The sequence below is a fragment of the Caballeronia sp. ATUFL_F2_KS9A genome (assembly GCF_023630765.1).
GTDB classification, from domain to species: Bacteria; Pseudomonadota; Gammaproteobacteria; order Burkholderiales; family Burkholderiaceae; genus Caballeronia; species Caballeronia zhejiangensis.
The window spans coordinates 109,336-129,202 of record NZ_JALQEK010000004.1; the positions used below are offsets into that span (position 1 = coordinate 109,336).

20 protein-coding genes are annotated in these 19,867 nt (G+C 64.6%); 13 read left to right on the forward strand and 7 right to left on the reverse strand.

Annotation, left to right across the window (positions count from 1 at the left end; all coding sequences use genetic code 11):
* The first annotated feature begins 36 nt into the window (after positions 1 to 36).
* The gene (locus NCS67_RS06160; RefSeq protein ID WP_250434686.1) at positions 37 to 2,493 is read left to right on the forward strand and encodes a family 20 glycosylhydrolase; all 2,457 of its coding nucleotides are present in this window, start codon (positions 37 to 39) and stop codon (positions 2,491 to 2,493) included.
* Between the two features lie 64 nt (positions 2,494 to 2,557).
* On the opposite strand, the gene NCS67_RS06165 is transcribed toward NCS67_RS06160, so the two are convergent.
* The 5 genes from NCS67_RS06165 to NCS67_RS06185 form a co-directional block, all read right to left on the reverse strand.
* Positions 2,558 to 3,340, reverse strand: coding sequence for a peptidylprolyl isomerase (locus tag NCS67_RS06165; protein WP_250434687.1), 783 nt, complete (start codon positions 3,338 to 3,340; stop codon positions 2,558 to 2,560).
* Positions 3,341 to 3,421: 81 nt separating this feature from the next.
* Positions 3,422 to 3,736, reverse strand: coding sequence for a BolA family protein (locus NCS67_RS06170; RefSeq protein WP_008349710.1), 315 nt, complete (start codon positions 3,734 to 3,736; stop codon positions 3,422 to 3,424).
* Positions 3,733 to 4,269, reverse strand: coding sequence for a septation protein A (locus tag NCS67_RS06175; protein ID WP_008349709.1), 537 nt, complete (start codon positions 4,267 to 4,269; stop codon positions 3,733 to 3,735). Before NCS67_RS06175 ends, NCS67_RS06170 begins: the two co-directional genes overlap by 4 nt.
* Positions 4,270 to 4,373: 104 nt before the next feature.
* Positions 4,374 to 4,790 (reverse strand): peptide-methionine (R)-S-oxide reductase MsrB, encoded by a 417-nt coding sequence (msrB, locus tag NCS67_RS06180; protein ID WP_008349708.1) that lies wholly within the window; start codon positions 4,788 to 4,790, stop codon positions 4,374 to 4,376.
* 49 nt (positions 4,791 to 4,839) lie between these two features.
* Positions 4,840 to 6,432: a protein adenylyltransferase SelO gene (locus NCS67_RS06185; RefSeq protein ID WP_250434688.1), complete on the reverse strand. Its 1,593-nt coding sequence runs from the start codon at positions 6,430 to 6,432 to the stop codon at positions 4,840 to 4,842.
* Between the two features lie 105 nt (positions 6,433 to 6,537).
* Between NCS67_RS06185 and NCS67_RS06190 the strand changes: the two genes are divergently transcribed.
* The 10 genes from NCS67_RS06190 (at position 6,538) to NCS67_RS06235 (ending at position 16,299) form a co-directional block, all read left to right on the forward strand.
* A complete protein-coding gene (locus NCS67_RS06190; RefSeq protein ID WP_250434689.1) occupies positions 6,538 to 8,196 on the forward strand; it encodes a 3-(methylthio)propionyl-CoA ligase in 1,659 nt (552 codons plus the stop codon).
* A 171-nt stretch (positions 8,197 to 8,367) separates the two neighbouring features.
* A complete protein-coding gene (locus tag NCS67_RS06195; protein ID WP_250434690.1) occupies positions 8,368 to 10,452 on the forward strand; it encodes a 3-hydroxyacyl-CoA dehydrogenase NAD-binding domain-containing protein in 2,085 nt (694 codons plus the stop codon).
* A complete protein-coding gene (gene pncA, locus NCS67_RS06200) occupies positions 10,445 to 11,095 on the forward strand; it encodes a bifunctional nicotinamidase/pyrazinamidase (RefSeq protein WP_284504053.1) in 651 nt (216 codons plus the stop codon). Before NCS67_RS06195 ends, pncA begins: the two co-directional genes overlap by 8 nt.
* On the forward strand, positions 11,092 to 12,270 hold the full coding sequence (locus NCS67_RS06205; protein WP_034473389.1) for an acetyl-CoA C-acyltransferase: 1,179 nt from the start codon (positions 11,092 to 11,094) through the stop codon (positions 12,268 to 12,270). The genes pncA and NCS67_RS06205 overlap by 4 nt, the downstream gene beginning before the upstream one ends.
* 60 nt (positions 12,271 to 12,330) lie before the next feature.
* Positions 12,331 to 12,633 carry a Dabb family protein gene (locus NCS67_RS06210; RefSeq protein WP_061161325.1) on the forward strand — a complete coding sequence of 101 codons (303 nt, stop codon included), beginning with the start codon at positions 12,331 to 12,333 and terminating at the stop codon, positions 12,631 to 12,633.
* A 5-nt stretch (positions 12,634 to 12,638) separates the two neighbouring features.
* Positions 12,639 to 13,121, forward strand: coding sequence for a PaaI family thioesterase (locus tag NCS67_RS06215; RefSeq protein WP_008349701.1), 483 nt, complete (start codon positions 12,639 to 12,641; stop codon positions 13,119 to 13,121).
* A 27-nt stretch (positions 13,122 to 13,148) separates the two neighbouring features.
* Positions 13,149 to 14,153 (forward strand): NADP-dependent oxidoreductase, encoded by a 1,005-nt coding sequence (locus tag NCS67_RS06220; RefSeq protein ID WP_175982904.1) that lies wholly within the window; start codon positions 13,149 to 13,151, stop codon positions 14,151 to 14,153.
* A complete protein-coding gene (locus NCS67_RS06225) occupies positions 14,153 to 15,013 on the forward strand; it encodes an SDR family oxidoreductase (RefSeq protein ID WP_250434691.1) in 861 nt (286 codons plus the stop codon). Before NCS67_RS06220 ends, NCS67_RS06225 begins: the two co-directional genes overlap by 1 nt.
* 49 nt (positions 15,014 to 15,062) lie before the next feature.
* A complete protein-coding gene (locus NCS67_RS06230; RefSeq protein WP_008349697.1) occupies positions 15,063 to 16,022 on the forward strand; it encodes an alpha/beta hydrolase in 960 nt (319 codons plus the stop codon).
* Between the two features lie 40 nt (positions 16,023 to 16,062).
* The gene (locus tag NCS67_RS06235; RefSeq protein WP_008349694.1) at positions 16,063 to 16,299 is read left to right on the forward strand and encodes a hypothetical protein; all 237 of its coding nucleotides are present in this window, start codon (positions 16,063 to 16,065) and stop codon (positions 16,297 to 16,299) included.
* Here the strand turns inward: NCS67_RS06235 and NCS67_RS06240 are convergent, their stop codons facing one another.
* On the reverse strand, positions 16,300 to 17,118 hold the full coding sequence (locus NCS67_RS06240; RefSeq protein ID WP_244808081.1) for an NRDE family protein: 819 nt from the start codon (positions 17,116 to 17,118) through the stop codon (positions 16,300 to 16,302).
* Positions 17,119 to 17,130: 12 nt separating this feature from the next.
* Positions 17,131 to 18,117, reverse strand: a complete 987-nt coding sequence (gene ygfZ / locus NCS67_RS06245; RefSeq protein WP_250434692.1) for a CAF17-like 4Fe-4S cluster assembly/insertion protein YgfZ — start codon at positions 18,115 to 18,117, stop codon at positions 17,131 to 17,133.
* Positions 18,118 to 18,221: 104 nt separating this feature from the next.
* On the opposite strand from ygfZ, the gene mltG reads away from it, so the two are divergent.
* Together mltG and tmk are read left to right on the forward strand one after the other, a co-directional pair.
* Positions 18,222 to 19,232 carry an endolytic transglycosylase MltG gene (mltG, locus tag NCS67_RS06250; RefSeq protein WP_008349688.1) on the forward strand — a complete coding sequence of 337 codons (1,011 nt, stop codon included), beginning with the start codon at positions 18,222 to 18,224 and terminating at the stop codon, positions 19,230 to 19,232.
* Positions 19,233 to 19,853, forward strand: a complete 621-nt coding sequence (gene tmk, locus NCS67_RS06255; RefSeq protein ID WP_008349687.1) for a dTMP kinase — start codon at positions 19,233 to 19,235, stop codon at positions 19,851 to 19,853.
* The last annotated feature ends 14 nt before the right edge of the window (positions 19,854 to 19,867 follow it).

A 19,867-nucleotide genomic window follows, 5' to 3' on the forward strand; every position in this document is an offset into this window, starting at 1 on the left:
CCATCAAAATATTTAGGTATACGGAATTTATTGGCGATGACGATCATCGCGTCGTCGTGTCTCGTCGCGGCGTGCGGCGACAGCTCGGATTCGGGTTCGGCCAATCTCTCGCCGACGGCGCGCGCGGCGGCGCTCGGCGAGAACCTGATGGTGCGCGTGGACATCGACGGCAACGATGCCGCGAAGTCCGGCACGAACTGCGCCGATCTCGGCGCCGACTGGGCCAGTTGCGCGCGCGGCAAGCTGATTCTCGAAAACACCGGCAGCCGCAGTCTCGCGGCAGGCGGCTGGACGCTGTACGTGTACAGCATCCGGCGCATTTTGATGGTCGAACATCCGGCGTTCGCGTGGAAGCACGTCACCGGCGATCTCTACGCGCTGACGCCGCGCGCGGGCGCTTTCACGCTCGGCGCGGGCGAGCGCATCGAAGTGCCGTTCGTCGGGGAGTACTGGTATCAGCGCTACAGCGATCTGTTGCCGCGCGCGTATGTCGTGGCGGACGGCAATGCGGCGCCTGCCATCCTCAAGCACAACGATACCGACGATGAAACCCGCTACGTCGATCGCATTCCGCCGATCGCGGACGACGCAGCGGCATTCGCCGCAACGCCCGCGCAAGTGCAACGCGCACGCGCCGAAGCCGCGTTGCCATCGGCGCAGCAGACCGCCGCGCGCGCGGTGCCGGCGGTGCTGCGTTCGACGGCGGGTGAGGGCGCGGCGCAGGTCGGCGGAATCGATTTGTCGGCGTCCGGTTTGACATCGTCGCAAGTGGCGGCGCTCACGTCGCGCGCGGCGACGCTCGGTCTGACCGGCGCGGCCGTGCGCGTGAGCGGGCAGATCGCCGGAGGCGCATTGCCGGCCGATATCGCGCGCGCGGGCGGTTATCGGCTGACGATCGCGCAAGACGGCGTGAAGATCGACGCCTTCGATGCGGGCGGGCTGTTCTACGGCGTGCAGACCTTGCTCTCGCTTACGCCCGCGGGCGGCGGCAGCGTGCCGGCGATGACCATCGAAGACGCGCCGCGATACACGCATCGCGGCATGCACGTCGACGTCGCGCGCAACTTCCGTCAGCCCGCCACGTTGCGCCGTCTGATCGACCAGATGAGCGCATACAAGCTCAACCGGCTACACCTGCATCTCACCGACGATGAAGGCTGGCGCATCGAAATTCCCGGTCTGCCGGAGCTGACCGAAATCGGCGCGAAGCGTTGCCACGATCTCACGGAAACGCAGTGCCTGTTGCCGCAGCTCGGCTCCGGTCCCGACAATCGCTCGGGCGGCGGCTATCTGAGCCGCGCAGAATATGTCGCGCTGCTTCGTTATGCTGCGGATCGCTTCGTCGAGATCATTCCGGAAATCGACATGCCGGGCCACGCGCGCGCCGCGGTCGTGTCGATGGAAGCGCGTTACCAGCGTCTTGCGGCGCTCGGCAACAAGGCGGCCGCGAACGCGTACCGTCTGCTCGATCCGGCCGATACATCGAACACGACGACCGTCCAGTTCTACGACCGCCGCAGCTTCCTGAATCCGTGCTCGGACGGTGCGCAGCGTTTCGCATCGAAGGTGATCGGCGAAGTCGCGTCGATGCATCGCGAAGCGGGCGCACCGCTTTCCGTGTGGCACTTCGGCGGCGACGAGGCGAAGAACATCCTTCTCGGCGGCGGTTTCCAGCCGCTCGACGGCACCGATCCCGGCAAGGGCCGCGTGAACCTCGCGTTGCAGGACAAGCCGTGGGGACGCTCGCCGCAGTGCGCGGCGATGATCGCGTCGGGCAAGGTTGCATCCGTCGACGAACTGCCGTCGATCTTCGCGCGCCAGGTCAGCCAGATCGTGCGCGCGAACGGCATCGGCACGATGGCCGCGTGGCAGGACGGCATCAAGCACGCGAACGGTCCGCAGGATTTCGCGACGTCGAACGTGATGGTGACGATGTGGGACACGATCTTCTGGGGCGCGTCCGACACCGTGCAGACGCTCGGCAGTCAGGGCTACAAGACGGTGCTCGCGCTGCCGGATTATCTGTACTTCGACTTCCCCTATGCCTTCGATCAGCGCGAGCGCGGGTATTACTGGGGCTCGCACGCGACGGACAGCTTCAAGACGTTCTCGCTCGCGCCTGACAATCTGCCGCAGAACGCGGAGATCATGCCCGATCGCGACGGCAAACCGTTCGAAGTGACGAGCGCTGGACCGGCGCCGCGTATCGAAGGCATTCAGGGACAAGCCTGGGCGGAAGTGATGCGTACGGATCAGCAGTTCGAGTACATGGCGTATCCGCGCTTGCTTGCGCTTGCGGAACGCGCGTGGCATCGGGCCGCGTGGGAACGTCCTTACGTGCAGGGCGAGCGCTACAAGCTCGGCGACACCGACAAGGTCGACAAGGCCGCGCTCGCAGCGGACTGGGCGGGCTTCATGAGCGTGGTGCAGAACCGCGAAATGGCGAAGCTGACGCGCTCGGGCGCGGTGGTCAGGACGAAGCTGGGCGGTTGACGGCGCATGAAACGGCAAAGCCGCCCGAAGGGCGGCTTTGTTACCAACGAACAAGCAAGCGCGCTTACTTCACCACCGCCTTGTTCCGCAAGCCTTCCTCGAACGCTTGCAGCTTTTCCTGCTGCATTTGCTGCGCGATCTGCGCCTTCACCTGATCGAACGGCGGCGGGGCGACATCACGCGCATCGTCCAGACGGATGATGTGCCAGCCGAACTGCGTCTTCACCGGCTCGGACGTCATTTCGCCCTTCTTCAGCTTCTCCGCGGCCGCGCCGAATTCAGGCACGTAAGCCGAAGGCGAGGACCAGTCCAGATCGCCGCCGTTCTTGCCCGATCCCGGGTCCTTCGAATATTGCTTCGCGAGATCTTCGAAGCTCGCACCGGCCTTGATCTTCGCGATCAGATCCTTCGCCTGCGCTTCGTCCTCGACGAGAATGTGATGCAGATGCAGTTCCTTGCCGCCGCCGTTTTGCTTGACGAGCTCCTCATAGCGCGCCTTGATCTCGGCGTCGGTCGGCGTGTTCTTCTTCACGAAATCTTCGATCAGCGCGCGCAACACCACGGTCTGCTGTGCGACGGCGACCTGCGCCTTCACGTCGGGACGCGTCGCGATGCCTTCGCGCGCGGCTTCCTGCATCAGGATTTCGCGGTTGATGAGTTCCTCGCGCACCGCCTGCTGAAGCTGCGGCGAATCCTGCTGACCTTGCGCCACGAGTTGCTTCACGAGCGCATTGGCGCGCGACGTGGGAATCGGCGTGCCGTTGACGACGGCGATGTTTTGCGCAAACGCAGGAGCAGCCGCGAATGCAGCCAGCAACACCCAGACGCGGGTTTTTTTCAAAGTCATCGGAGGTTCCTAACTGAACAAACAGACGCCTTCAAAGGCGAGATTTAAGAGGCAAGGCTTAGGGTCGAACCGCGCGCGGGTTTATTCGAATTGTTCTGCGAACTCTTGCGGCGTGTAGGCCCGGATCGCGAGCGCGTGCACGCCGCGCCGCATCTCCTCGGCCAGCGCATCATACACCAGTCGATGTCGCGCCACGCGTGCCTTGCCCGCGAAGCATTCCGCGACGATCGTCACCGTGTAATGGCTGCCGGCGGCCGCGCCCGCATGGCCCGCGTGCGCGGCGCTGTCGTCGTCGATATGCACCGACTGCGGCTGCAGCGTGGCATTCAAACGCGCTTCGAGATGCGCGATCTTGTCCGCCGCCGATGCGCTCGTGAAATCGAACGATGCGCTCATTGCCCGTCCTCCTTCATGTATTTAGCAAGCCAGAAGCTTTGCGCGACGATGAACAGGACGAGACAGCCCGTCGCGCCGAAGAGCTTGAAGTTCACCCACTGATCCGTCGTGAAGTTATACGCGACGAAAAGATTGACGATGCCGAGCAGCGCGAAAAACACCGCCCATGCGACATTCAACTGGCCCCATACGCGATGCGGCAGCACGATCTGCTTGCCCATCATCGCTTCGATGAGATTCTTTCTGAAGCCGATCTGCGCGACGATCAGCGCGAACGCGAAGAGCCAGTAGAGCGCCGTCGGCTTCCATTTGATGAAGGTATCGTTGTGCAGCACGAGCGTCGCGCCGCCGAACACGACGACCACGCCGAGACTGACCCACAGCATCGGATCGACCTTGCGATGCCGAAACGCGACCCAGGCGATCTGCACGAGCGTCGCCGCGATCGCGACCGCCGTCGCGGTATAGATGCCCCAGACCTTGAATGCGACGAAAAAGAGAATGATCGGAAACAGATCGAACAGAAATTTCATTGGCGTGCGGACGTGATGGGCATCGGATGGATGCGAGGCGCGCGAGAAAAAAGCGCCCGCGAGAAGCGGCGGGCGCCGGTACGACGAAATGGACGGGCTCGCGCTTACTTGGGTTCGAATTGTAGCGCAGCCGAGTTGATGCAATACCGCAGGCCGGTCGGCGCGGGGCCGTCCTCGAAGACGTGGCCGAGATGCGCGCCGCAGTTCTTGCACACGACTTCGATGCGAAGCATGCCATGCGAGCGGTCGGTCTTCTCCTGGATCACTTCGCCGTTGATCGGCTTGAAGTAGCTCGGCCACCCGCAGCCGGCGTCGAACTTCGTGTCCGATTCGAACAGCGGCGTGCCGCAGCACACGCAGTCATAGACGCCGCGCTCCTTGTGATCCCAGTATTTGCCCGTGAAGGGGCGCTCGGTCGCGGCGTGGCGCGTGACCTGGTACTGCATGTCGTCGAGTTCGCGGCGATACTCGGCGTCGTCCTTTTGCAGCGGATAGCTCGTCGGGGTGGCGTCGTGGCTCATCTGTCGTTCCTTTGATCTGGCCGGGAAGGCCTGGTATATGAGGGCGATCCTACGAAGAACAACTGACTTCGAGATCGCTCGCCCAGTCGGGCGGCAGGCCCGCGTAGGCTTCGTATTCGGGCTGTTCGTCGTATGGATGGCGCAGCACGTCCAGAAGACGCGCCACTTCCGAAAAATCCTTTTCCGCCGCGCGCCGAATGGCGTTTTCCGCCAGATGATTGCGCAGCACGTACTTCGGATTCACGCGATTCATCGCCGCGGCGCGCTCGGCGTCGTCGCGCGGCTCGTGGGCGAGGCGCTCGCGATACTGCGCGGCCCACGCATCGAATGCGGCGCGATCGAGGAACAGATCGCGCACGGGCGCGTCGCGGCTCGCGTCGGATTTCGAGAGCTTCGACAGGTTCCGGAACGTCAGCGTGAAGTCCGCGCGATTCGCATGCATGATTTCGAAGAGACCGTTGGCGAGCTTGTCGTCGCCTTCGCGCTCGATATCGAGGCCGAGCTTCGCGCGCATCTTCTCGACGAGCGCGGGCCCGAAGCGATCCTTGTAGCGCTCCATCACCTTTTGCGCCTCTTCCACCACGCGCTCGGCGCGGCCCTCCTCGGGCAGATTCGCGCCGAAGAGCGGCACGAGCGCCTGCGCGAGACAGAAGAGATTCCAGTACGCGACCTGCGGCTGGCGCCCATACGAATAGCGTCCTTGCGTATCCGAATGATTGCAGACGTGATGCGCGTTGAAGGCATCCATGAAGCCGAACGGACCGTAATCGATCGTGAGGCCGAGGATCGACATGTTGTCGGTATTCATCACGCCGTGGCAGAAGCCGACGCCTTGCCACTCCGCCATCAGATCGGCGGTGGAGCGCACGGCTTCGTCGAGCAGCGCGAGATACGGATCGTCGGCATCCCTGCAATGCGGATAGAACCGGTCGATGACGTGATCGGCGAGCGTCTTCAGCTCGTCGATGCGATCGTTCGAATAGAAATGCTCGAAGTGGCCGAAGCGCACGAAGCTCGGCGACACGCGCGTGACGATCGCCGCCGTTTCGACGATCTCGCGCCGCACCGGCAAGTCCGAGCCGATGACGGTGAGCGCGCGCGTCGTCGGGATGCCGAGATGATGCATCGCTTCCGAGCACAGAAACTCGCGGATCGACGACCGCAGCACCGCGCGGCCATCGCCCATGCGCGAATAGGGCGTGCGGCCCGCGCCCTTCAGTTGCACTTCCAGACGCGCGCCGTCGTGCTCCGCTTCGCCTAGCGTCAGCGCGCGGCCATCGCCCAGTTGTCCCGCCCACACGCCGAACTGATGCCCCGAATAGACGGCGGCATAGGGCAGGGCATCGGCTGGCCAGTCGCGCGTCGGATTGCCGGCGAAGAAGGCGGCGAACGCGTCTTTCTCAGGGCCGGTGGCGACTTGCGGATCGAATCCGAGCGTTTCGGCCATCTCGCGCGACATCCCGACGAGATACGGATCGGGAACGGGCGCGGCAGGAAGACGGGTGAGAAAAGCGGTGCCGAGCGCGGCGAAGGAGCCCGGCTCGCCGACCCGGATCGCGCTGGCGATTTCGTTCACGGAACGCGCGTCGGCGGGCGTCTCGTCGCGCGCCGCGCGCACGGCATTGCTTGGGGAAAACGACATGTTGAGCGCCTCTGAGTTAAACGATATTGTAATTCCGCGCCCGCGGGCCTGCAGAGCGCGGCCCGGCCATCCGATCAGCATTCGCCAGATTCGAGGACTTCGCCTATGACGTCGCCGCTCTACGGGCAGATGATGGACATACCGCTGCTCGCGTCGTCCCTGCTGTCTCATGCCTCACGCCACTTCGGCGACAACGAGATCGTGTCGCGGCGCATCGAAGGCGATATCCACCGCTACACCTACCGCGATTGCGAGAAGCGCGCGAAACAACTGGCGCAGGCGCTGACCGCGCTCGGCGTCGAGCAGGGCGAGCGCATCGGCACGCTCGCGTGGAACGGCTACAGACATCTCGAATGCTATTACGGCATCAGCGGCATGGGCGCCGTGTGCCACACGATCAACCCGCGTCTCTTTCCCGATCAGATCGCGTTCATCATCGATCATGCGGACGATTCGTATGTCTGCTTCGACATGACTTTCGGTCCGCTCGTCGAACTGATCGCGCCGCAGTGCCCGAACGTGAAGGGCTGGATCGCGCTCGGCGATGCCGCGTGCATCGCCGAACATCTGTCGAACATGAGCGTGCCGGTGATGAGCTACGAAAGCCTCATCGGCGAGCACGACGGCGACTACGCATGGCCGAAGCTCGATGAGCGTCAGGCATCGTTTCTCTGCTACACGTCGGGCACGACGGGCAATCCGAAAGGCGCGCTGTATTCGCATCGCTCGACGGTGCTGCACGCGTACGGCGCGGCGTTGCCCGACGCGATGGGCGCATCGTCGAGCGATGCGATCCTTCCCGTCGTGCCGATGTTCCACGTCAACGCGTGGGGCATTCCGCACGCGGGGCCGCTCGTCGGCGCGAAGCTCGTCTTTCCCGGCAAGGATCTGGACGGCAAGTCGCTCTACGAATTGATGGAAGCCGAAGGCGTCACGTATTCCGCCGGCGTGCCGACGGTGTGGATGAGCCTGCTCACGTACATGAAGCAGCAGAACGTGCGTTTCTCGACGTTGAAGCGCACGGTAATCGGCGGCTCGGCGTGTCCGCCCGCGATGCTGCGCATCTTCGAGGAAGAGTACGGCGTGCAAGTGATCCACGCGTGGGGCATGACGGAGATGTCGCCGCTCGGCACCTTGTCGCGCCTCAGTTTCAGGCAGAAGCAGCGTCCGCTCGACGAGCAGCGCCGCTCGCTGGAAAAGCAGGGCCACGCGCTCTTTGGCGTGGACATGAAAGTCGTCGGCGACGACGGCACCGAACTGCCGTGGGACGGCAAATCGTTCGGCGATCTCCATGTGCGCGGGCCGTGGGTCATCGACCGGTATTTTCGCCGGGATGATTCTCCGCTCGTCGACGGCTGGTTCCCGACCGGCGATGTCGCGACCATCGATGAAGACGGGTTCATGCAGATCACCGATCGCAGCAAGGACGTAATCAAGTCCGGCGGCGAATGGATCAGCTCCATCGATCTGGAGAACATCGCGGTGTCGCATCCGCAGGTGGCGGAAGCGGCGTGCATCGCGTGCTCGCATCCGAAGTGGACCGAGCGGCCGCTGATCGTCGCGGTGCTGAAGCCGGGCGCGACCGTCACGCGCGAGGAACTGCTCGCGCATTTCGAGGGCAAGGTCGCGAAGTGGTGGATTCCGGACGATGTCGTGTTCGCCGAGGAACTGCCGCACACCGCGACGGGCAAGCTGCAGAAAGTGCGCCTGCGCGAGCAGTTTCGCGATTACGTGTTGCCCAACGCCGCGGAGAATCCGGTCTAGCTTTTTCTTGCGTCATCGAAAGCCCCGGCTCGCGGTGCGCGCGCCGGGGCTTCGTGCATTTCTGGCGATCGATTGGCGCGAAACGCGTCGTTTGAACGATCGTGCTTTTTTGTGTATTCTGCCCCGATCGCCCACAATTGATTTCATATCCGGTCGACAGGAGACACGTTCATGGCAGTGGACTACACGATCCGCGACGGCGTCGCCGTCATTACGCTCGACAATCCGCCGGTCAACGGTCTCGGGCATTCGACCCGGCTCGGCATCGTCGAAGGTGTCGAGCGCGCGAACGACGATGCCGACGTGCGCGCCATCGTCATCATCGGCGCGGGCAAGGCGTTCTCGGGCGGCGCGGACATCACCGAATTCAACACGCCGAAAGCCACGCAGGAACCGACGCTCATGACCGTCATCGCGACGCTCGAAGCGAGCGCGAAGCCCGTCGTCGCGGCGATTCACGCCGTCGCGATGGGCGGCGGTCTGGAACTCGCGCTCGGCGCGCATTACCGCGTCGCCGTGCCCGGTGCTCAGATCGCGCTGCCGGAAGTGAAGCTCGGGCTTTTGCCGGGCGCGGGCGGCACGCAGCGTCTGCCGCGCGTGGTCGGGCTGGAAACGGCGCTGAACATGATCGTGTCGGGCGCGCCGGTGCCCTCAGAAAAGCTCGCGCAAACCGCGCTTTTCGATGAACTCGCCGACGGCGATCTGCTGGAAAGCGCGTTGTCGTTCGCGCGCCGGGCCGCCGATCGCGGCGGTCCGCATCCGAAAGTCCGCGATCGCCAGATCGTGCATCCGAACGCCGAGGGTTTCATCCAGTTCGCGCGCAACAGTGTCGCGGGAGTCGCGAAGCATTTCCCGGCGCCGCACAAGTGCATCGATGCAATCGAAAAAGGCGTGAAGGAAGGTTTCGAGCGCGGTCTCGCCTTCGAGCGCGAATGCTTTCTCGCGCTCGTGCAGACGCCCGAAAGCCGCGCGTTGCGGCATGCGTTCTTCGGCGAACGCGCGGCTGCCAAGATCGCCGATGTCCCGTCGAACACGCCCGTGAGGAAGATCGAGCGCATCGGCGTGATCGGCGCGGGCACGATGGGCGGCGGCATCGCGATGAACTTTCTCAACGCCGGCCTGCCCGTCGTGCTGCTCGAAACGAAGCAGGACGCGCTCGATCGCGGCATCGCGACGATCCGGCGCAACTACGAGGCGCAGGTCAAGAAGGGCAAGCTCACGCAGGAAAAGGTCGAAGAGCGCATGGCGCTCATCGCGCCGACGCTTGCCCTCGGCGATCTGGCCCAGGCCGATCTGATCGTCGAAGCCGTGTTCGAAGACTTGAGCGTGAAGGAACAGGTCTTCCGTCAGCTCGACGAAATCGCAAAGTCTGGCGCGATCCTCGCATCGAATACATCGACGTTGAATCTCGACACCATCGCCTCGTTCACGAAGCGTCCCGGCGACGTGATCGGCATGCACTTCTTCAGCCCCGCGAACGTGATGAAGCTGCTCGAAGTCGTGCGCGGCGCGAAGACCGAAAAGGACGTGCTCGCAACGGTCATGCAGCTCGCGAAGAAAATCAGGAAGACGGCGGTGGTGTCGGGCGTATGCGACGGCTTCATCGGCAACCGGATGATCGAGCAGTACATCCGCCAAGCGCTCTTCATGCTGGAGGAAGGCGCGCTGCCGGCGCAGATCGATCGCGCGATCGAAAACTTCGGCTTCGCGATGGGGCCGTTTCGCATGAGCGATCTCGCGGGCAACGACATCGGCTGGGCGATCAGAAAGCGGCGTTATCGGGAGCAGCCGGAGCTGCATTATTCGCGCGTCGCGGATCGTCTGTGCGAGATGGGCCGCTTCGGCCAGAAGACCGGCGCGGGCTGGTACGACTATCAGCCGGGCAAGCGCGACGCGCTGCCGTCGAACGTGGTCGATGACATGATCGTCGCGTATTCGAAGGAACGCGGCGTCGAGCGGCGCAAGATCCGCGATGAAGAGATCGTCGAGCGTCTCGTGCTTTCGCTCGTGAACGAAGGCGCGAAGATTCTCGAGGAAGGCATCGCGGGCAAGGCTTCGGACATCGACATGGTTTATCTGACGGGCTACGGCTTTCCGCTCTGGCGCGGCGGCCCGATGCTGTATGCGGACACCATCGGCCTCTACAACGTGGAACGCGCGATGCGCAAATACGCGAAGCAGGTCAACGGCTACGCGTGGCAACCCGCCGCGCGCGTCACCGAACTCGCGCAATCGAATGGACGCTTCAATGGCTGATATCAAACCTGTCGAAGACGTGTTCCTCGCCGTGGACGTGCAGTACGACTTCATGCCGGGCGGCGCGCTTGCCGTCGCACACGGCGATGAAGTCGTGCCGGTCATCAATCGGCTTGCGCGCGCGTTCCCGCATGTCGTGCTGACGCAGGACTGGCATCCGCGCTCGCATGTGTCGTTCGCGGCAAATCACGAGGGCCGCGCGCCATTCGAGACGATGACCTTGCCTTACGGCGAACAGGTGCTGTGGCCGGTGCATTGCGTGCAGGACACGCGAGGCGCGGCGCTGCATCGCGATCTGCATGTGCCGCACGCGCGGCTCGTGATTCGCAAGGGGCATCACGAACACGTCGACAGCTATTCGGCGTTGCTCGAAGCGGACCGTTCGACACCGACCGGTCTCGAAGGCTATCTGCGCAACGTCGGCGCAAGACGCGTGTGGCTCGCCGGACTGGCGACGGACTATTGCGTCGCGTGGTCCGCGCTCGATGCGCGTGCGGCGGGCTTCGACGTCATCGTGATCGAGGACGCGTGCCGCGCGATCGATCTGAACGGCTCGCTCGACCGAGCATGGAACGACATGCGCGATGCGGGCGTGCAACGCGTGAGCTCGGACGAAATTCTCAAAGCGGGGGCAACGACATGACCGATGCAGTCATCGTATCGACGGCGCGCACCGCGCTCGCCAAATCGTGGCGCGGCGCGCTCAACATGACGCACGGCGCGACGCTCGGCGGCCATGTGACGAAGGCGGTCGTCGAACGCGCGGGCATCGATCCGGCGCGCGTCGAGGACGTCATCATGGGCTGCGCGAATCCGGAAGGCGCGACGGGCGCGAACATCGCGCGGCAGATCGCGTTGCGCGCGGGCTTGCCGGTTTCCGTCCCCGGCATGACGGTGAACCGCTTCTGCTCGTCGGGCTTGCAGACGATCGCGCTTGCCGCGCAGCGCGTGATGACGGGCGAGGGCGATGTGTTCGTCGCGGGCGGCGTCGAATCGATCTCGTGCGTGCAGAACGAGCTGAACCGTCACATGCTGACCGAAGGCTGGCTCAGGCAACACAAGCCCGAAATCTACTGGTCGATGTTGCAGACCGCCGAGAACGTCGCGAAGCGCTACGAGATAGCGAAAGAGCGGCAGGACGAATACGGCGTGCGCTCGCAGCAGCGCGCGGCGGCGGCGCGGGCGGCGGGCAAGTTCGACGATGAAATCGTGCCGATCACCGTGCTTGCCGGCATCGCCGATCAAGCGACGGGGCGCATGTTCACGCAAGAAGTGACGCTCGCCGCCGACGAAGGCATCCGCGCCGATACGACGCTCGAAGGCGTGTCGAAGATTCGCACCGCGCTGCCTGGCGGCGTCATCACGGCGGGCAACGCGAGCCAGTTCTCGGATGGCGCGTCGGCGTGCGTCGTGATGAGCGCGACGCTCGCCGAGAAGGAAGGTCTCGCGCCGCTCGGCATTTTTCGCGGCTTCGCGGTCGCGGGCTGCGAGCCGGACGAAATGGGCATCGGTCCGGTGTTCGCCGTGCCGAAGCTTTTGAAGCGCGCGGGCCTGTCCGTCGACGATATCGGCTTGTGGGAGCTGAACGAAGCGTTCGCCGTGCAAGTGCTCTATTGCCGCGACCGGCTCGGCATTCCCGACGAGCGCCTGAACGTGAACGGCGGCGCGATCGCGGTCGGGCATCCGTACGGCGTGTCGGGCGCGCGCCTGACGGGTCACGCGCTCATCGAAGGCAAGCGGCGTGGCGCGAAGTTCGTCGTGGTCACGATGTGCATCGGCGGCGGACAGGGCGCGGCGGGCCTTTTCGAAATCGTGTGAGCATTTGCGGCCCGGCGATTTTTGCTACGCTTCGAGATTCGTTCGATAACAGGAGTCGCCGTGCTACGTCACATCGTCATGTGGAAGCTGAAGGAAAACGCCGAGGGCGCGAGCCGCGCCGAAAACGCGCAGAAGCTGAAGGCGAAGCTCGAAACCTGCCGCAGCATCGTGAAAGGGCAAGGGCATTTCGAAGTCGGCACCGCGCAGCCGGGTTTCGATTGCACCTATGACGTCGTGCTCGTGTCCGACTTCGACGACAAGGCGGCGCTCGAAGCGTATCAGGTGCATCCGAAACATCAGGCGCTGAAGGACTTCGTCGCGGCGATCCGCGAAGCGCGTCAATGCGTCGACTACGAAGTGTGAGCGCGATGTCCTCTTCCGATCAACCTGCAAGCAACGGCGTCGCGCTCGAGAGCCCGTTCATCGATACGCTCGGCGTCGAGCTCGTCAAGGCGCAGGACGGCGAAAGCGAAGTGCGGCTGCCGCTTCGCGACGAACACCTGAACACCTGGGGCATCGCGCACGGCGGCGTCACGATGACGATGCTCGACGCATCGCTGGCGCTCGCCGCACGCAGCGTCGCGGGCGATGGCATCGGCGTCGTCACCGTCGAGATGAAGGTCAATTTCATGCAGCCGGGGCGCGGCGAATTGCGCGGTTACGGCCGCGTGTTGCATCGCTCGACGACGATGGCTTATTGCGAAGGCGAGATTCGCGACAGCGAAGGCCACTTCGTCGCGAAGGCGCTCGGCACGTTCAAGTACATGAAGCGGCTCGCGGTCGGGCGCGACATCGTCCGGCAGAAGATGCGGTCCGATCCGAAGGCGACGCCCGGTCCGAGCGACGCCTGAACACCATTCGAGCGAAGGAGGTTCAGCATGGCAGACGCACAGATCAACCGACAAATTCTGCTCGTGTCGCGTCCGCAAGGCGAGGCGTCGGTGTCGAATTTCAGGCTCGTCGAGACGCCGCTTGCGCCGCTGAAGGACGGCGAAGTGCGCGTGCGCAATCACTATCTGTCGCTCGATCCGTACATGCGCGGCCGCATGGACGACGCGAAGTCGTACGCCGCGCCGCAACCGCTCGATGAAGTGATGATCGGCGGCACCGTGGGCGTCGTGAGCGAATCGCGCAATCCGGCGTTCAAGGCGGGCGATAGCGTCGTCGGCATGTTCGGCTGGCAGGAATACGGCACATCCGACGGCACCGGCCTGAACAAGGTCGATGCCTCGCGCGTGCCGCTTTCCGCGTATCTCGGCGCGGTCGGCATGCCGGGCGTCACGGCGTGGTACGGACTGAACCGCATCATCGAGCCGAAGGCGGGCGAGACGGTCGTCGTGTCGGCGGCGAGCGGCGCGGTGGGCAGCGTCGTCGGGCAACTGGCGAAGGCGGCGGGCTGCCGCGTGGTCGGCATCGCGGGCGGCGCGGACAAGTGCCGCTATGTCGTCGAGACGCTCGGCTTCGATGCGTGCGTCGATTACAAGGCCGGCAAGCTGCACGAAGATCTGAAAGCCGCGACGCCCGATGGCATCGACGGCTACTTCGAGAACGTCGGCGGCGACGTGCTCAATGCCGTGCTCGCGCGCATGAACGCGTTCGGGCGCATCGCCGTATGCGGGATGATCTCCGGTTACGACGGCAAGCCGACGCAATTGGACGCGCCGCGGCTGATCCTCACGCAGCGGTTGAAGCTGCAGGGCTTCATCGTCTCCGAACATCTCGATGTCTGGCCGCAGGCGCTGAAGGAACTCGGCGAGCGTGTCGCGACGAAGAAGCTGCATTTTCGCGAGAGCATCGCCGAAGGGCTCGAGAATGCGCCTGAGGCATTTCTCGGCCTCCTGCGCGGCAAGAACTTCGGCAAGCAACTGGTGAAACTCGTGTGATGGATCGCTTCGAAGGCAAGGTCGCCGTCATCACGGGCGCGGGCAGCGGATTCGGGCGCGAGTTCGCGAAGAAGGGCGCGGCGCTCGGCATGAAGCTCGTGCTCGCCGATCTCGACACCGCCGGGCTCGCCGCGACCGTCGATGCGCTACGCGCGGCGGGCGGCGACGCGATCGGCATCACGACGGACGTATCCGACGCCGCTCAGGTGCACGCGCTCGCGCAGGCATCGCTCGCCACTTACGGCGGCGTGCACATGCTCTTCAACAACGCGGGCGTCGGCGCGGGCGGCTTCGTGTGGGAGAACAGCGCGAACGACTGGCAATGGGTCTTCGGCGTGAACGTGATGGGCGTCGCGAACGGCCTGCGCGCGTTCGTGCCGATCATGCTCGAACAGAACGAGCCGGCGCATATCGTCAATACGGCGTCGGTGGCGGGCCTGCTCGCCGCGCCCGCGATGGGCGTCTACAACGCATCGAAGCACGCGGTCGTCGCGCTGACCGAGACGCTGCATCACGATTTGCGGCTGGCGGGCGCGTCGATGATCGGCGTGTCGCTGCTGTGTCCGGCGTTCGTGCCGACTGGCATCGCGGATGCCGAGCGCTCGCGCCCCGACGCGCTCGCCAACGACGCGCCGTACACCGCCTCGCAAAAGCTCGCGGCGCGGCAACTCACGCGGGCGGTAGAGGGCGGGAAGCTGTCGGCGCGCGACATCGCCGATTTGACGTTCGATGCGGTGCGCGAAGGGCGCTTCTATGTCATCACGCATCCGGCCATCATGCCGTCGGTGCAACTGCGGCTCGACGATATCGCGCAACTGCGCAACCCGACCGATCCGATGTCCCTGAAACGTCCGCGTTGATGTGCACGGTTCGTGGCATGATCGTGTCCCTTTGACGCTCTTTCCGCCGATGCCGCTCAATCCAAAGATCGCGCAAATTCTGGAGATGGTCGCGCGCGCGAATCGACCGCCGTATCACACGCTCACGCCGAAAGAGGCGCGCGCAGCCTACGCGATGAGCGCGCAGATTCTCGATATCGCGCCATTGCCGGTGCACGCCATCGAGGATCTGCGGATTCCCGTGCGCGATGGCGCAACGATCGGCGTGCGCGTCTATCATCCGATCGAGCCGAGCTGGGCGCAGCCTTCTCCGGGGCTTCTTTATTTTCACGGCGGCGGCTTCACCGTCGGCAGCGTGGCGACGCACGACGCGCTGTGCCGCAAGCTCGCGCACGATGCGCAATGCGCGGTCGTATCGGTCGATTACCGGCTTGCGCCGGAGCACAAGTTTCCCGTCGCCGTGACCGATGCCTTCGATGCGCTGCAATGGCTGGCGCGCGAGGCTCCGACGCTCGGCATCGATCCGGCGCGGCTCGCGGTTGGCGGCGACAGCGCGGGCGGCACGCTCGCGATCGTGTGCGCGGTGCTCGCGCGCGATGCGGGCATCGACCTGAAACTGCAATTGCTGATCTATCCGGGCACGAGCGCGTGGCAGAAGAGCGATTCCCATGCGCGCCTCGCGGACGGGTATCTGCTTTCAGGCGAAACGATTCAGTGGTTTTTCGCGCAGTATCTGCGTGATGATCGCGATCGCGACGATTGGCGTTTCGCGCCGCTCGATGCGGCGCGCGGTACGCCGGATTTCGCGGGCGTCGCGCCGGCGTGGATCGCGGCGGCGGACTACGACCCGCTACACGACGAAGACACTGCGTTCGCGGCGAAACTCGAAGACGCGCGTGTGCCGGTCACGCTCAAGCGCTACGAAGGCATGATTCACGAATTCTTCAAGATGGGCGGTTTCGTGCCGGAAGTAGCGGCGGCGCACGCGGATGCGGTGAGGGCGTTGCGGGAGGCGTTCGGGACGCTGTAGAAGCCGGCTCACCCATGATTAGAATCCGAATTATCGGCCCATGACCAGGAAAACGCCTCGCTCCTTCATCTATCTCGGCGCGCTGTTCATCTTGCTTCTCGTCGCCACATTGAATGTGTACAACCTCAATGAAGCATACGGCGACGGTCCGCCGTACTACGCGCGCACGACGAACATGGACAAGTGGACCGATCCTCTTCCCGCGCTCGTTGCGGTCGATGCCATTGCCGTCGTGCTGATCGCTGCGATCCTGTATCTCACACGAAGGAAACGCTGATCAACCGATCTCAAACGAAAAAGCCCGCTCAAACGCCCCCGGCCTCACGACGCGATGCGAGCCGTCATCGTCGCTGCGTTCCTTGATTTCCAGCGCTAACCCGAGCGCCGCCGGATTCACGCGCAAGGCCGTCGTGCTGCGCGTGCCGTAATCGGCCGTTTCGATGAACGCCGCCGACAGCACGCGCTCCCGCTCGATCGAAATCCCCGTCGATGGCAGATGTTCGTCGTTCGCGATGCGCGGGTCGCGCAACGTCTCGATGAGCACATCGAGCGACGGGCGTTCATCGGCGTGAATCAGATCGCACAGCGCCTCCCGCTGCGCGACGAGCTTCGGCCACGGCGTATTCAACAGGCTGTTCGACAAACCGTGCACGCCTGCATCGAGCAAAGCGGGCGGCGCGTCGGCACGATTGCCGTACCAGCCGAGTTCGCGCCGCAAGAAGTCGCCGCAAAGCAGATTGAACCCGTTATACCGATGCCCTTCGCGCGCCACGCCCTGCAGATAGTCGAGCGGCGCCATGCGCTCGCCCGCGAGAAAAGCGCTCACGAGCGTGCCGCGCGTCGGCGCATTCGGCTGCATGTCGCCCGGCGCGCGATAGTTGGTCAGCGCCGCGAAGCGCCCGTCGCGCGATACGCCGAGCCACGTCCCGCCGCCCGTCAGATCGCGGCCGGCGAGCACGTCTGGCGCGTCTTGCCACCAGTGCATCGGTTCGGCGTCGCGGCGAAAGAATTCATCGCGATTGGCGGAAAGCGTCAGCAATGCGCGGCCGTTTTCCTGCGACGCCGCGGGTTGCCAGTCGAAGACGATCAGACACATGCGCGCTCGACCTCAGGCGTCGGCCGGAAACGCGTAGGGCAGCGGCACGAACGTAAGCGCGGGGCCATAGGCGGAACCGACATGCACCGAGCCATTGTCAAGCGCCGCGAGCTTGATCTCGACGAGACAATCGACGCCGCCATGCTCCGCGGGCGCGACGTTGACGACGAGTCCGCACGGCTGGCCGGGATCGTCCGAATGAAAGAGCTCCGCGCCGGGCGTCGCGCTCTCGACGTGCGCGAGCGCCGTGCGCCGCTTGATCGTGCCGCGATACTGGCTGCGCGCGACGATCTCCTGCCCGGGATAGCAGCCCTTCTTGAAGTTCACCGCGCCGAGCACGTCGAAGTTGACCATTTGCGGGACGAACTGCTCGACCGTCGCGTGCGTGATGCGCGGCTCGCCCGCGTGGATGTCGAGCCAGTCCCACATCTGCTCGGGCACGCGCTTGAGTTTTTCATCGAGTTTCGCGAGTTGCGCCTCGACATCGGCTTTCGGGCCGACCCACAGGAAGCGCGGCCGATGCGCCGCGTCCGGCACGCGGATCAGCGAACCGTGCGGGCCTTCGACCTTGACATGCACGCCGTCGGGCAGCGCATCGAAAATTCCGGAGAGCGCCGCGCGCACGTCGCCCGCGAAGCCGACGGCGGCCACTTCGGGCGTCGCGTCGGTGAGCTTCGCCTTCGCGCGCAGCACGAACATCGACAGGCGTTTCTGCACGGCCGCCTGCACGTCGTGTGCGATCAGGAGACGCACGGCGTCGGCGGTGCGCCACATCAGGAACGAGCCGAGGAGCCGGCCCTTGGCCGAGCAGTAGCCCGCGAGACGCGCGGTCGACGCGTCGAGATGCTGGACGTCGTTCGTAAGCTGACTGTGCAGGAACGAGGCGGCGTCCTCGCCCTTGACGTCGATCACGCCGAACTGGGTGAGCGGCATGTATGCGCCGGCGGTCTTGACGGAATCGAAGTCTGAAGCGGCGAGAGCGATGGTCTGGGAATTCATGAGTCGGCGGGCTGTCAATCCTATCGTTTGGGCGCGGGCCCGGGAATGCGGCTCTGGCGCAGGCGGCAAGTTATTATATTGGTCTTATCTCAAGCGTGTTTCGCATGTCCTTTCTGAAGAAATGCGTCGTGGCAGCGGTGCTCGCCGCCGTGCTCGCGGCAGCCGTCGCGGGCGGCGTGTACTGGTGGGCCAACCGGCCCATGGAATTGCCGACGCCCGAACTCGACGTCACCATCAAGCCCCACAGCAGCCTGCGCAGCGTGAGCGCCCAGTTGAACCGCGGGGGCGTGCCCGTCGAACCCGAGCTTTTCGTGCTGATGACGCGCGTGCTCGGCCTGTCCGCGCAACTGAAATCGGGCAATTACGCGTTCAAGACCGGCATCACGCCTTATGAGGTGCTGGAGAAGATCGCGCGCGGCGACGTCAACGAATATGTCGCGACCGTCATCGAAGGCTGGACGCTGCAGAAAATGCGCGGCGAGCTCGACAGCAATCCCGCGCTCAAGCACGACACCGTCGGCATGACCGACACCGACCTGCTGCGCGCGATCGGCGCGGCCGAAGTCGACAAGGCGTCCGCCGAGGGCCTGTTCTTCCCCGACACCTATCTGTTCGACAAAGGCACGAGCGATCTGGCCGTCTACAAACGCGCGTATCGGCTGATGCAGGCGCGCCTCACGGAAGCGTGGAACACGCGCGCACCGAATCTGCCTTACAAGACGCCTTATGAGGCGCTCGTGATGGCGTCCATCGTCGAGAAGGAGACGGGGCGCGCTGCGGACCGGCCGCTCGTCGCGGCGGTGTTCGCGAACCGGCTGCGCATCGGCATGCCGCTACAGACGGACCCGAGCGTGATCTACGGCTTAGGCCCGGCCTACGGCGGCAAGCTGAAGAAAAAGGACCTGCAGACGGACACTCCGTACAATACCTACACGCGCATGGGCCTGCCGCCGACGCCGATCGCGCTGCCCGGCGTGGCCGCACTGAACGCCACGCTCAATCCCGCCTCGAGCAACGCGCTGTATTTCGTGTCGCGCGGCGACGGCAGCAGCATCTTTTCCGACAATCTCGGCGACCACAACAAGGCCGTCGACAAATACATCCGGGGTCAATGAATGGCGCGCGGCAAGTTCATCACGTTCGAAGGCATCGACGGCGCGGGCAAGACCACGCATCTGGACTGGTTCCGCGAACGGCTCGAAGCCAAAGTGGAACCGGGCGGGCATCGGGTCGTCATGACGCGCGAGCCGGGCGGCACGCCGCTCGGTGAAACCCTGCGCGGCATCCTGCTGAATCAGCCGATGGACCTCGAAACCGAAGCGCTGCTCATGTTTGCCGCGCGCCGCGAGCATCTGGCGCAGGTGATCGAACCGGCGCTGTCGCGCGGCGACTGGGTGCTGTCGGACCGTTTCACCGACGCCACGTTCGCGTATCAGGGCGGCGGCCGCGGTCTGCCGCGCGACAAGCTCGAAGCGCTCGAACGCTGGGTGCAGGGCGGTTTCCAGCCCGATCTGACCGTGCTTTTCGACGTGCCGACCGACACCGCGAGCGAGCGCCGCTCGGCCGCGCGCGCGCCCGACAAGTTCGAAAGCGAATCGGAGGCGTTTTTCGAGCGCACGCGCAGCGAGTATCTGCGCCGCGCGGATGAATCGCCGCAGCGCTTTTTCATCGTCGATTCGACGCGCTCCATCGACGAGATTCGCAAAAAGCTCGAAGAAGTTATCGCAAGCGTCTGAATTCAAAAGAATCT

What these genes read in the sequence shown, in the direction of transcription:
- NCS67_RS06185 (WP_250434688.1), bottom strand. Translation starts at nt 6,432, where the DNA reads ATGTCGTTTTCCCCAAGCAATGCCGTGCGCGCGGCGCGCGACGAGACG.
- NCS67_RS06195 (WP_250434690.1), top strand. Translation starts at nt 8,368, where the DNA reads ATGGCAGTGGACTACACGATCCGCGACGGCGTCGCCGTCATTACGCTC.
- NCS67_RS06225 (WP_250434691.1), top strand. Translation starts at nt 14,153, where the DNA reads ATGGATCGCTTCGAAGGCAAGGTCGCCGTCATCACGGGCGCGGGCAGC.
- NCS67_RS06230 (WP_008349697.1), top strand. Translation starts at nt 15,063, where the DNA reads ATGCCGCTCAATCCAAAGATCGCGCAAATTCTGGAGATGGTCGCGCGC.
- NCS67_RS06165 (WP_250434687.1), bottom strand. Translation starts at nt 3,340, where the DNA reads ATGACTTTGAAAAAAACCCGCGTCTGGGTGTTGCTGGCTGCATTCGCG.
- NCS67_RS06235 (WP_008349694.1), top strand. Translation starts at nt 16,063, where the DNA reads ATGACCAGGAAAACGCCTCGCTCCTTCATCTATCTCGGCGCGCTGTTC.
- ygfZ (WP_250434692.1), bottom strand. Translation starts at nt 18,117, where the DNA reads ATGAATTCCCAGACCATCGCTCTCGCCGCTTCAGACTTCGATTCCGTC.
- mltG (WP_008349688.1), top strand. Translation starts at nt 18,222, where the DNA reads ATGTCCTTTCTGAAGAAATGCGTCGTGGCAGCGGTGCTCGCCGCCGTG.
- NCS67_RS06240 (WP_244808081.1), bottom strand. Translation starts at nt 17,118, where the DNA reads ATGTGTCTGATCGTCTTCGACTGGCAACCCGCGGCGTCGCAGGAAAAC.
- NCS67_RS06220 (WP_175982904.1), top strand. Translation starts at nt 13,149, where the DNA reads ATGGCAGACGCACAGATCAACCGACAAATTCTGCTCGTGTCGCGTCCG.
- NCS67_RS06215 (WP_008349701.1), top strand. Translation starts at nt 12,639, where the DNA reads ATGTCCTCTTCCGATCAACCTGCAAGCAACGGCGTCGCGCTCGAGAGC.
- msrB (WP_008349708.1), bottom strand. Translation starts at nt 4,790, where the DNA reads ATGAGCCACGACGCCACCCCGACGAGCTATCCGCTGCAAAAGGACGAC.
- tmk (WP_008349687.1), top strand. Translation starts at nt 19,233, where the DNA reads ATGGCGCGCGGCAAGTTCATCACGTTCGAAGGCATCGACGGCGCGGGC.
- NCS67_RS06170 (WP_008349710.1), bottom strand. Translation starts at nt 3,736, where the DNA reads ATGAGCGCATCGTTCGATTTCACGAGCGCATCGGCGGCGGACAAGATC.
- NCS67_RS06190 (WP_250434689.1), top strand. Translation starts at nt 6,538, where the DNA reads ATGACGTCGCCGCTCTACGGGCAGATGATGGACATACCGCTGCTCGCG.
- NCS67_RS06205 (WP_034473389.1), top strand. Translation starts at nt 11,092, where the DNA reads ATGACCGATGCAGTCATCGTATCGACGGCGCGCACCGCGCTCGCCAAA.
- pncA (WP_284504053.1), top strand. Translation starts at nt 10,445, where the DNA reads ATGGCTGATATCAAACCTGTCGAAGACGTGTTCCTCGCCGTGGACGTG.
- NCS67_RS06175 (WP_008349709.1), bottom strand. Translation starts at nt 4,269, where the DNA reads ATGAAATTTCTGTTCGATCTGTTTCCGATCATTCTCTTTTTCGTCGCA.
- NCS67_RS06160 (WP_250434686.1), top strand. Translation starts at nt 37, where the DNA reads ATGACGATCATCGCGTCGTCGTGTCTCGTCGCGGCGTGCGGCGACAGC.